14 protein-coding genes, 3 tRNA genes and 1 pseudogene are annotated in these 10215 nt (G+C 69.8%); 12 read left to right on the forward strand and 6 right to left on the reverse strand.

Features of this window, described 5'->3' with window-relative positions; translation table 11 throughout:
- Nucleotides 1-21: 21 nt before the first annotated feature.
- Together VGO10_RS12935 and VGO10_RS12940 are read right to left on the reverse strand one after the other, a co-directional pair.
- Nucleotides 22-95 (reverse strand) — tRNA-Arg (locus VGO10_RS12935).
- Nucleotides 96-158: 63 nt separating this feature from the next.
- Nucleotides 159-248, reverse strand: a tRNA-Ser gene (locus tag VGO10_RS12940).
- Between the two features lie 78 nt (nt 249-326).
- On the opposite strand from VGO10_RS12940, the gene msrA reads away from it, so the two are divergent.
- The 7 genes from msrA to VGO10_RS12975 all read left to right on the forward strand — a co-directional run bounded on the left by msrA (nt 327) and on the right by VGO10_RS12975 (nt 4568).
- Complete coding sequence (gene msrA / locus VGO10_RS12945) at nt 327-1007, forward strand: peptide-methionine (S)-S-oxide reductase MsrA (RefSeq protein WP_327468924.1); 681 nt, start codon at nt 327-329, stop codon at nt 1005-1007.
- A gap of 49 nt (nt 1008-1056) precedes the next feature.
- Entirely contained in the window at nt 1057-1602 is a 546-nt protein-coding gene (locus VGO10_RS12950) for an RNA polymerase sigma factor (protein ID WP_327468926.1), read from the forward strand.
- Nucleotides 1599-2360 (forward strand): hypothetical protein, encoded by a 762-nt coding sequence (locus tag VGO10_RS12955; protein ID WP_327468928.1) that lies wholly within the window; start codon nt 1599-1601, stop codon nt 2358-2360. Before VGO10_RS12950 ends, VGO10_RS12955 begins: the two co-directional genes overlap by 4 nt.
- 65 nt (nt 2361-2425) lie before the next feature.
- On the forward strand, nt 2426-3763 hold the full coding sequence (locus VGO10_RS12960) for a hypothetical protein (RefSeq protein ID WP_327468930.1): 1338 nt from the start codon (nt 2426-2428) through the stop codon (nt 3761-3763).
- Nucleotides 3764-3776: 13 nt separating this feature from the next.
- Nucleotides 3777-3863 (forward strand) — tRNA-Ser (locus tag VGO10_RS12965).
- A gap of 31 nt (nt 3864-3894) precedes the next feature.
- On the forward strand, nt 3895-4170 hold the full coding sequence (locus VGO10_RS12970) for a type II toxin-antitoxin system prevent-host-death family antitoxin (RefSeq protein WP_327468932.1): 276 nt from the start codon (nt 3895-3897) through the stop codon (nt 4168-4170).
- Nucleotides 4167-4568: a type II toxin-antitoxin system VapC family toxin gene (locus VGO10_RS12975; RefSeq protein ID WP_327468934.1), complete on the forward strand. Its 402-nt coding sequence runs from the start codon at nt 4167-4169 to the stop codon at nt 4566-4568. The genes VGO10_RS12970 and VGO10_RS12975 overlap by 4 nt, the downstream gene beginning before the upstream one ends.
- Nucleotides 4569-4589: 21 nt before the next feature.
- Here the strand turns inward: VGO10_RS12975 and VGO10_RS12980 are convergent, their stop codons facing one another.
- On the reverse strand, nt 4590-4889 hold the full coding sequence (locus VGO10_RS12980) for a winged helix-turn-helix domain-containing protein (protein WP_327468936.1): 300 nt from the start codon (nt 4887-4889) through the stop codon (nt 4590-4592).
- 856 nt (nt 4890-5745) lie between these two features.
- On the opposite strand from VGO10_RS12980, the gene VGO10_RS12985 reads away from it, so the two are divergent.
- The gene (locus tag VGO10_RS12985) at nt 5746-6138 is read left to right on the forward strand and encodes an STAS domain-containing protein (protein ID WP_327468938.1); all 393 of its coding nucleotides are present in this window, start codon (nt 5746-5748) and stop codon (nt 6136-6138) included.
- On the opposite strand, the gene serS is transcribed toward VGO10_RS12985, so the two are convergent.
- The gene (gene serS / locus VGO10_RS12990) at nt 6099-7355 is read right to left on the reverse strand and encodes a serine--tRNA ligase (protein ID WP_327468940.1); all 1257 of its coding nucleotides are present in this window, start codon (nt 7353-7355) and stop codon (nt 6099-6101) included. The two genes, VGO10_RS12985 and serS, sit on opposite strands and share 40 nt — an antisense overlap.
- 31 nt (nt 7356-7386) lie before the next feature.
- Entirely contained in the window at nt 7387-7803 is a 417-nt protein-coding gene (locus tag VGO10_RS12995; RefSeq protein ID WP_327468942.1) for a c-type cytochrome, read from the reverse strand.
- A gap of 28 nt (nt 7804-7831) precedes the next feature.
- On the opposite strand from VGO10_RS12995, the gene VGO10_RS13000 reads away from it, so the two are divergent.
- The 4 genes and pseudogenes from VGO10_RS13000 to VGO10_RS13010 all read left to right on the forward strand — a co-directional run bounded on the left by VGO10_RS13000 (nt 7832) and on the right by VGO10_RS13010 (nt 10016).
- Nucleotides 7832-8230, forward strand: coding sequence for a hypothetical protein (locus VGO10_RS13000; RefSeq protein ID WP_327468944.1), 399 nt, complete (start codon nt 7832-7834; stop codon nt 8228-8230).
- A 67-nt stretch (nt 8231-8297) separates the two neighbouring features.
- Nucleotides 8298-8453 (forward strand): annotated as a pseudogene (locus VGO10_RS21830) (hypothetical protein); the annotation flags it as partial.
- 210 nt (nt 8454-8663) lie between these two features.
- Complete coding sequence (locus VGO10_RS13005) at nt 8664-9227, forward strand: endonuclease domain-containing protein (protein WP_327468946.1); 564 nt, start codon at nt 8664-8666, stop codon at nt 9225-9227.
- Between the two features lie 261 nt (nt 9228-9488).
- Nucleotides 9489-10016, forward strand: a complete 528-nt coding sequence (locus VGO10_RS13010) for a flavin reductase family protein (RefSeq protein WP_327468948.1) — start codon at nt 9489-9491, stop codon at nt 10014-10016.
- Here the strand turns inward: VGO10_RS13010 and VGO10_RS13015 are convergent.
- Nucleotides 10013-10215, reverse strand: a 203-nt coding sequence (locus VGO10_RS13015; protein ID WP_327468950.1) for an integrase core domain-containing protein, incomplete at its 5' end; no start/stop codon positions are given. The genes VGO10_RS13010 and VGO10_RS13015 overlap by 4 nt on opposite strands.

The following is a 10215-nucleotide window of genomic DNA, read 5'->3' on the forward strand; positions in this document are numbered from 1 at the left end:
AAATGCGGACCTTTCGTAGAGCGCGCCCAAGAGGATTCGAACCTCTGACCTTCGGTTCCGTAGACCGACGCTCTATCCAGCTGAGCTATGGGCGCAGCGGTTCCCAGTCTAGCCCGGCCTCGCGCGTGGTGCGCTGAGGGTCGGACGGTCAGGGAGAACGGAGAGGGAGGGATTCGAACCCTCGATGGGGCTCTAAACCCCATACTCCCTTAGCAGGGGAGCGCCTTCAGCCACTCGGCCACCTCTCCAAGGGATCGCGAAAGTGTAAGGCTTCGGCCCGCAAGAGCCGCGTAACGTTCTGCCACCCGGCAGATACCGTGGTGCAGATGCTCTTCTCGACCCGCAACAAGGCGACCCTGCCCAGCGCGGAGAGCGCGCTGTCGGGTCGCGACACGACGATGCCGGTGCCCTCCGTCCACACGGTTCTGGGCACCCCGCTGACCCCGCCGTTCCCGGAGGGGATCGAGGTCGCCTACTTCGGTCTCGGCTGCTTCTGGGGTGCCGAGCGCGCCTTCTGGTCGCTGCCCGGCGTGTACACGACGGCCGTGGGCTACCAGGGTGGGACGACGCCGAACCCGACCTATGACGAGGTCTGCTCCGGCCGCACCGGCCACACGGAGGCCGTCCTGGTCGCGTTCGACCCCACCAAGATCTCCTACGACGACCTCCTCAAGACGTTCTGGGAGGCCCACAACCCGACGCAGGGCATGCGCCAGGGCAACGACACCGGCACCCAGTACCGCTCCGCGATCTACACCGTGGGCGAGGAGCAGGCCAAGGCCGCCGATCTCTCGGCCCGCCGCTACGGCGACGCGCTCGCGCGCGCGGGCAAGGGCGAGATCACGACCGAGATCGCCCCGGCCGGGCCCTTCTATTACGCCGAGGACTACCACCAGCAGTACCTCTCTGAGAACAAGAACCCCGGCGGGTACTGCTCGATGAGCGGGACGGGCGTCAGCTGCCCGATCGGCGCCGGCGTGTCCGCACCGGCCGCGGACGCCTCTTAAGCGACGCTCAGCTGCGTCACAGAACGGAGGGCCGCGCGAAGATCCTCGCGTGGCCCGTCCGCAGCCCCTCGACGATCAGCACCTCGCCGCCGCGTATCGCCGCGATGCGCGGCGCCTGCTGATCTGGCTGACCCGCAGGACCTACGACGGCCAGGTCGCCGTCGACCTCGTCGGCGAGACCTACGCCCGCGCGTGGGAGTCACGCCGGCGCTTCCGCGGCGACCCGGCCGACGCTGAGGCGCTCGCCGCATGGACCTTCGGGATCGCCCGCCACGTCCTTGCCGATGCGCTGCGCCGCGGCCGCTCCGAGCGCGCGGCAATGCAACGCCTTCATGTTGAGCCGCCCCACCTGGCGGCCGACGAGATCGCGCGCCTGGAGGAGCTCGCCGAGCTCGGCAGCCTGCGGGCGACGCTCGCGGTCGCGCTCGAGGATCTCTCCCCGGAGCAGCGTGACGCCGTGCGCCTGCGGGTGATCGAGGAGCTCGACTACCCGGCGATCGCCCGCCGCCTCGGGATCTCCGAGGAGGCCGTGCGCGCCCGCGTCTCGCGCGGCCTGCGGACGCTCGCGCTGTCGATGGAGGCCCCGGGCGCATGAGCGGCCGCGATCCCGACGCGATCCTCGATGAGCTCGGCGCCGCCCTGGAGGGCGCTTGGGTGCGCGATGGCGCTCAACGCCGTCCGCGCCCGTTCTTGCGGCTCTCGCTGCCGCGGCCGCGCGGCGGCCGTCGGGGGCTGATCGCCGCGGCGGCCACCGCGCTGGCGCTCGTGCCGACCGCGATCGCGACGCGTGAGGCCGTCTGGGCCCCCGATCCCCCGCCGCTGCCCGCCCAGCTGCGCCCGCACGACGCGGTCGCGCCCGGAACGTCGGGCACGCCGGTCTATGTCGGCGCCGGGACCGAACGCGGCGTCGCGTGGCGGCTGAGCGCGACGGTCTGCCGCTACGGGAAGATCGAGGCCGTCGGCCTCTTCCTCAGCGTGCCGGGCGGCGGCGCGGGCGCCCGCTGTGACGTCGCCGCGCGCGCCCCGGGCGCCTCTCCAGCCGCGCTCGCCACGCGCCGCGTCCAGACCTACTACGACCCCGCCTCCAACGTGACGTGGGCGTTCGGCGCGCTGCCGGCCAGCGCCCGCACGGTCGAGGTGACCTCGCGCCCGTATGGCGGGGGAACGCCCGCGACCGAGCGCATCGCCGCGACGCCCGTTGACGAGCAGGCCATCGAGCAGGGCCACCTGCCGAGCGGTGTGCGCGTCTTCGTGGTCGCGCTGGCCGGCGGGCGCGATGTCGCCCACGTACGCGTCAGCGACGGCCCCGGCGCGCTCCTGATGACCTGCGAAGGCGGACGCTGCGACCGATGAGCGTCCCTGGCTCCCCTCCCCCCTCCCCCGACGACGACCCTCAGACCTTCCGGAGGTCTCTCCCCATGCCGTCCCGCCGCCTCACCTTCCCCGCCGTCGCCGCGCTCGCGATCGCCTCGCTCGCGCTCGGCGTGGTTGCCGCGCTGGCCGACGGGCGCGACAGCGGCAAGCGCCACGCCGCCGTGCGCGTGCGACCGCCGCAGGTCGTTCTGGCCGCGCCGGCCACGCGGCCCGTGCCGCCGACCGCGGCGATCGTGGTCGCCTCGGGCGGCGACACCTTCCTCCGTGCCGCGGTTCCCGCCGCGCCGTGCCCGGTGGACGACAAGCCGCCGGCCGCCGCACCCGTCCCCCAGAACCTGCTCGACGCCTTCGGCGTCCTGCGTCGCGACCGCGCCGACGCCGATGAGCTGCCTGCGGCCGCGCTGAAGGCGTTGCGCCAGCGCGGCCTCGAGCCCTTCGACCCCGCGGCAGCACGCCTGTTGCGCCAGGCCGACGATGGCGGCCGCGCGTGGGTCGTCCCGGTCCGTGACGTGCGGGCCGGCGCCGGCACGGTCTTCGAGCTGCGCTGCGTGATCCGCACGCTGAGCCGCCAGCGTCGGACGCTCGCTCAGGCGATGCGGGCGCGCCGTCGGCAGGCACCTCGCGCGCGGCCCAACGTGCGACGGACGCCGGCGGCGCCCACCGTTCCTGTGCCGGCCACCCCACCCGCGGCGACCGAGCCGGCACCCGCTCCCACGACGCCGGCGCCGGCGCCAGCCGCCACGGTCCCGGCCGCACCCAACACCACCAACAAGCCCGCAGCCCACCCCGGCCTCGCGATCGTCGCGCTCGGCGGCGCCCCCGCGGGAGCCGGCGGCCGCTTGGAGGATCTCGTCCGCGGCCGGGAGGAAGTCGCACTCGACCCCTGCGGCGGTCCTAACCACAACATGCTCTCGGTCTCCGGGATCGTGCTCGACGGCGTCGGCGCAGCGTTCCTGACCAGCCCGGACGGCACCGCGGTCCGCGCCGACGTCAAGGACAACGCCTACGCCTTTGTGATCCCACGCATCAACCGAGCTGAGCAGCGCTACGTGGTCTGGACCGGCGGCGATGGAACGCCGCACGTGCAACCGCTCGCCGCACCGGTCTTCCTGGGCCGCATGCGCTGCGCGACGCTCACCGGCGACCGGCCACCGATCGTCTCTCCCAACGACTCGGGCCTCTGCGGCCACTTCGACCGCGCGCCAGTCATCGTCCTTCCTGCAACGCCGGTGCCCTCGCCGCGCACCCCCGCGTCGCGTCCGCCGGCCGTGGTCTACCAGCCGCCATGCGCGCTCGCCTCGCAGGTCGGACGCGCGCTGCCCGTGCCGCCCACCGTCAGGCTCCTCCCGAAGACCCGACGCGCACCCAAGCACCACGGGTAGCCTTCACCCCTCCGGAGGGGTGGCAGAGCGGTTGAATGCACCGGTCTTGAAAACCGGAGACGGCGCAAGTCGTTCGCGGGTTCGAATCCCGCCCCCTCCGCTTGTGGCCTCTTCAGTGGTAATGTGGACACATGCGTGAGATTGGTGTCCGAGAGCTGAAGCAGTCGCTGAGTGAGACGCTGAAGGCGGTCGGACGCGGAGAGCAGGTCCGCGTGACGCTTCGGGGCAAGGCGATTGCCGACATCGTCCCGGCCGGCGTTGCCGGCGACGACCAGCTTCGTGAACTGGTCGCGCAGGGTCGCCTTGTCCCGGCGTCGCGATCGCGCCCCGCGCGCGCCCCCCGCCTGGCCAAGAGCACCACGAGCGCCTCTGCGTTGGTGCTGGCCGAGCGAGACGCCGAGCGTTGAACCTCTATCTGGACGCCAGCGCCCTGGTCAAGCGCTACGTCGGCGAGGATGGCAGCAACATCGTGCGCAAGGCGATGCACGACGCCGACGGCTGGTTCATCTGTCGCATCGGCTTTGTCGAGACGATCCGAGCGGTCGGCTTGAGCGCGGGAACGGCTGCCACCAGAGCCGTACGCCAGGAGTGGTCGTCCTTCGGGATCGTCGAGGTCGACGAGCGTCTCGCAGAACATGCCGCCGCGCTGGCACTCCACCGCGGACTACGCAGCCTTGATGCCTTGCACCTGGCCGCCGCGATGGTGCTTCCCGGACCGGGCCTAACCGTTGCGACATGGGACCATCGGCTGCATGCCGCAGCAGTGGCCGAGGGCCTGAACGTCCTTCCCGCGGATCTTCCGTAGGCACCCGCTCACCGGCGGTCCTCACCGCCGCGCGAAGGCCTCCAGGTACTCCACGAGCTGCGGCCAGTCGGTGCGCACGCTCCGATAGATGCGGCGCTCCAGGCTGCTTCCAACGATCGGCTCGGTGCGAACGAGCTCGATGAAGCCGGCTGTGCGCAGCTCGGTCAGCGCGTGGTTGACGGTGTCGAACGAGACGCCGAAGCGTCGCGCCAGCTCAGAGGCGCCTGCCTCGTGATGGACGAGAGCAAGCAGGATGGGCAGCCGGATGGGGTGTTTGATGGCCCTCAGCAGCCCGCTCAGATTGGGTGAGATGCTCGACATAAGCGACGAGAGCGCGGCTGTCACCTGGCCGGAGATCCGGCAGCCGACAGCCGGCCGTTCCTCGTGCTGCTCCAGTCGATCGCGATGCCAACGCCGAACGCTGTCAGCGTGAGCGACGGCACGGCGACCAGCGGTCCGTGTTCCATGACCGAATCCTTCGTTTGGTGATCAGGGCGATGCGCGCTCGTGGCCAGGTGGATCGACCGCGGCAGGTGCCATCGCCATCCTGGTGTCGCAAGCGTCAGGCTTGCGCTGTTCCGGAATCTAGAACTCGGGCGGGCTCACCTTTCACGATTGGATGCCTCGTGGCCTCCGGGAACCACCCGGAGAACCGTTGCCGAGTCCGGCAGCGAGGCGTGGGCTCTGATCGATGCGATTTGCTGCGTCGTTGCACTGCAAACGGTGCTGTCTTTTGGCAGCGTACGCACAACCCAAGCCACCCGTCAAGGTCAGGCACCGCAACGTCCCCCGAAGCTGGGAGCACCCCTGCGCTAAAGGCGTAAATCTTCTAAAAGCAAGCTTATCGCTAAGTGCTGCTCACTTAGCCAACTCTCACCGCTGCGACCGCCGCTCACTCCGACCCCGCACGCGTCAACTTCTGCACAACTTCGCGAAACTTGCCGGATTGGCTCTGGACAAATTTCCACGCGCGTGGAATGTTGGCCTTATCGCGGTTGGAGACCTTCGGTCTCTGAGCCGATGCGATTGTGCCAGGGCCGCGAGCCAACCACCCGCGGCCTTGGCCGTTTAACGGACGTTGCACCCGCCGCTTTCGATGAGTTTTGCTGAGCGGTATTCCAGCGCGAAGCCGCTCCGGTTGACATGGCGCTCCGCGGGGGAAGAAGGTAGGTGCACCGTGTCTTTCGCCGAACCCAGGTTCCGAATCCAAGAACGCGTCATCGACGACCAGTCGATGATCGTCGCCGTCGAGGGCGAGATCCACGTCAGCACGGCACCGGAGTTCAGCGCCCTGCTGAACTCCACCGCTGAGAGCGGATGCACAGCGCTCGTGCTGGACCTCACCGGCGTGATGTTCATCGACTCGACCGGTCTGAGCGTGCTGCTCAACGCACTGCGCCAGGTCACTCGGGCGGGCGGGCGGATGGCGGTGGTCTGCTCGAACCCGACGGTCCTGCGCCTGTTCGAGATCACACGGCTGGATACGACCTTCGACATCCACGCCGAGCTCGAGCCGGCGCTGGCGAAGGTTCAGGCTGCGGCGGGCGGCAGCGAGGCCGGAGCGCCGTAGGAGCGCAGCACCTCAGGCAGGGCGACCGAGCCGTCCTCCTGCTGGCCGTTCTCGAGCATCGCGATCAGCGTGCGCCCGACGGCGACCGCGGTGCCGTTGAGCGTGTGGAGGATCTCGGGCTTCGACGATCCGCTCGACCGATGCCGGATGTCGAGGCGCCGCGCCTGATAGTCGGTGGTGTTGGACGTCGACGTCAGCTCGCGGTACCGCTGTTGGCTTGGGAGCCACGCTTCACAGTCGTACTTCTTGGCAGCGCTGGCGCCAAGGTCGTCGACCGCGATGTTCACCACGCGGTAGGGGATGTTGAGCGCCTGCAGGATCGACTCCTCGATCGCGAGCAACCGCTCGTGCTCGTCGCGTGACGTCTCGGGGTCGACGAAGCTGAACATCTCGACCTTGTCGAACTGGTGCACGCGGAAGATCCCGCGCGTGTCCTTGCCGGCAGCACCTGCCTCGCGGCGAAAGCACGGCGAGAAGCCCGCGTAGCGGCGCGGCAGCTCCTCGAGGATCTCGCCCGCATGCAGCGAGGCCAGCGCGACCTCGGAGGTCCCGGCCAAGTAGAGGTCGTCGTCGGCCAGCTTGTAGATCTGCTGCTCGGTGTCGGGAAGGAAACCGGTGCCGTAGAGCGCCTCTTCGCGGACGAGGACGGGTGGGATCACCGGCTCGAAGCCCTGCTCGGACAGGTGATCCATCACCCAGGAGACCAGCGAGAGCTCCAGCCGCGCGAGCCCGCCGCGGAGGTAGGCAAAGCGCGAGCCCGACAGCCGCGCGCCGCGCTCCATGTCGATGCGGTCGCCGGCCAGCGTGAGGTGGTCGCGAACCTCGTACTCCGGCACCCAAGCCTCACCGACCTCCTTGATGACCGTGTCCTGCGGCGCCGCGGACTCCTCAGGCAGGTTGGGGAGCTGCGCGAGCGCCGGGGCCAGCTCAGCATCGACCTGCGCGAGCTCCTCGCCCAGCGCCTTGGCCTCACTGGCGACCTCGCGCATCTTCGCGATCGCCTCGCCGGCGCCCTCGCCGGACTTCTTGGCCGCCGCGATCGCCTGGTTGGCCGCGTTCTGCTCGGCGCGCAGCCCCTCGAGCCGCGGCAGGATCTCCCGGCGACGGACGTCGAGCGCCAGCACCTGGTCCAGGACGCCGACGTCGGACTCCCCGCGGCGCGCCAGAGCTGCGCGCACGGCGTCGGGATCGCGACGGATGAGCCTGATGTCGAGCACGGCCGGAGCCTACCCGCGGACGTGCAGAGCGCTAATTGCGAGCGTTCTTGGACTTGCCATACCCGGCGTACTTCGCCAGGAAGTCGGCGACCTGCTCGGCCTCTTTGCCGACCACGATGTCCTGAGGCATGATCGCGCCGGAGAAGCCGCCGTTGCGGATCGCGTAGAGGATGCTCTCGCGATCCTCCTTGCGGACGTTGAAGTTCGGCCCGTCCACGCGCTCGCGGTCCTTGACCTTCAGCGCGCCGCCCTCGGCGCCGACGATGCCGAGGCTGTGGCACCCCGAGCAGCGCTCCACGAAGAGCTTGGCACCGGCCTGGTACTCGGGCGCCACCGTCGTGATCTTCGCGTTGGGCTGCTTGACGTCACCCTTCTCCTGACCGCAGCCGATGACGCCGGCGGCGGCGATCGAGAGTGCGGCGAGAACGGTGGGAGCGCGGCGAGTCATGCGGCCGGGCATCATACGGGACCCTTTCATGCGCAGGCTTGCCGCCCTCTTCCTTCTGGGTGCGACGACCCTCGTGGGGTGTGGCGGCGGACCGTCGTACACCCACGTGCGGGACGGCGTGCTGAAGATCAACCTCGACGAGTACCGCCTCCGGCCCGAGAACCTCGAGGTTCCGGCCGGCCCGATCCACCTGGAAGCGACCAACTCCGGCCGCCTCACCCACAACCTCGCGATCGAGTCCTTCGAGCACGAGGACGGCGAGGAGCCAACCCTCTACGGCCGCACCGACACCCTGCACCCGGGCCAGTCGGGATCCGAGCAGAAGCCGATCGTCTTGCGACCCGGCAAATATCGCCTCACCTGCACCATCGGCAACCACGACGACCTGGGGCAGTACGGGGAGCTGAAGGTGGTGGCGAGGAAGTAGTCGTTCCGCGGACGCCCCCGAGCGTCCGCGGGGGCGAGTTCGCACTCAACGACACCTAACCCGCGATATGCGCGGGTTCGATGTCGTCGAGGAAGCGATCCACGGTTTGGCGGCACGCCAACACGGCTTGGTGGCGCGATGGCAGCTGTTGCGAGTAGGTCTCGGGGAGGATGCGATCGACCATCGATTGCGGAGCGGGAGGTTGGTGAAGGTCCAACGCGGCGTCTACGCCCTGGGCCACGCCGAGCTCCGTCGCGAGGGAAACGTCCTCGCCGTGGTCCTACGCTACGGCGATGCAGCGGCCGTGAGCCATCGCAGCGCTGCTGCGTTGTGGGGCATCCGGCCGTGGAGCGGCACATTCATCGAAATCACGCGACGCGGACCCGGCGGGACCGTAAGGCAGCGCGGTCGAATCATCCATCGCTGCATCGATGTGCCAGATGACGAGATCGTGATCGAGCGAGGTGTTCCGACGACGACGCTCGCCCGAACGCTTCTCGACCTCGCGGCTGTCGTCCCGACCCATCACCTGCGCCGCGCCGTCGAGCGTTCAGATCAGGCTGAGCTCTTCGATCTCACTGAGGTCCAGCGGGTCCTCGACGCCCACCCAGGCCGCCCGGGCCGACGCCCGCTCATGGCCCTCCTGGCTGACTACCGAGACCACGGGGACACGGTCACGCGCAGCGATCTCGAGGCCATCATGTTGCAGATCTGCCTCGATCACGGGTTCCCACGCCCACAGGTCAATCGCTACGACGGCATCCGTGAGAGCGACTTCCGCTGGCCGGACCACCGCCTCATCGTCGAAGTCGACAGCTGGACGTTCCACGGCCGCACCCGTCGCGCCTTCGACAGCGACCGCGCCCGCGACCGGGCCCTGCTGCGCGAGGGCTGGCGCGTCGCCCGCTTCACCGACCGCCAGATCCTCACCGACTACGCCGGCATTGCCCGCGAACTCGCTGCCCTTCTCGCCCCGCGATCGCTCAACGACACCTAACCCGCGATATGCGCGGGTTCGATGTCGTTGAGTGGGCCGCCCCGGTCGTCTCGGCTGCGCGCGCCACGCCGTCCGGCTCGCCCCGCATGTCCCGCGGCCCGGCCCGGCCCGGCCCGGCAGGGATCGTGCTGTCTGCCGCGAACTGAAACCCCGACGCGGGCGCCGACCTCGATTCGATCGCTTCATAACGACGTTCACGCGATCGCTCTCGATACGGCGGCAACCTGGTCGGCGCCCGCGTCCTGACTAACCTCTGCGGCCATGGCGACGCCCGCAGTCGATCCGGCCCGCTACCGCGAGGTCATCGGGAGCTTTGCGACCGGTGTCGCAATCGTCACCGCCCAGAGTGACGACGGGCCGGCCGGCCTGACGACCAACGCCGTCACGAGCCTCAGCCTCGACCCGCTGCTGCTCCTGGTCTGCTTCGACAACGCGTCGCGCACGCTGCCGATCGTGCGCCAGGCCGGGCGCTTCGCCGTCAACGTCTTGCACGCCGGCCAGCAGGATCTCGCCCGTGTCTTCGCCTCCAAGCGCGTCGCCGAGGAGAAGTTCGACGCCGCGACCCACACCGTCGCCCACGGCGTCCCGGTGCTCGACGACGCGCTCGCTTGGATCGCCTGCGACCTGGCGTCGCTGACGCCCGCCGGCGATCACACGATCGGCATCGGCCGCGTCACGCACATGAGCGCCGACGACGGCGCTCAAGCGACCAACGAGCCGCTGCTCTTCTTCCGCGGCGGCTTCGCGCGCCTGGCCGCTCCGCGTCAGACCCCTGACGCGGACCGCTAGATGTAAGTCCCGTGGAGGTTGTTTCGCTGGTTGAGGCGGGTGATCGGGGTTTGGTGGCCGAGGGCTGAGTGTCGGCGGTGATGGTTGTAGTGCCAGAGCCATCCGTCAAGGGCCGCGGTGCGTTCGTCGCTTGAGCGGTAGATCGCGCCGTAGGCCCAGCCGCCGAGCATGGTCCTGATGAACCTTTCTGCTTTGCCGT

It is taken from the genome of Baekduia sp. (genome assembly GCF_035996765.1).
Classification (GTDB): Bacteria; Actinomycetota; Thermoleophilia; order Solirubrobacterales; family Solirubrobacteraceae; genus Baekduia.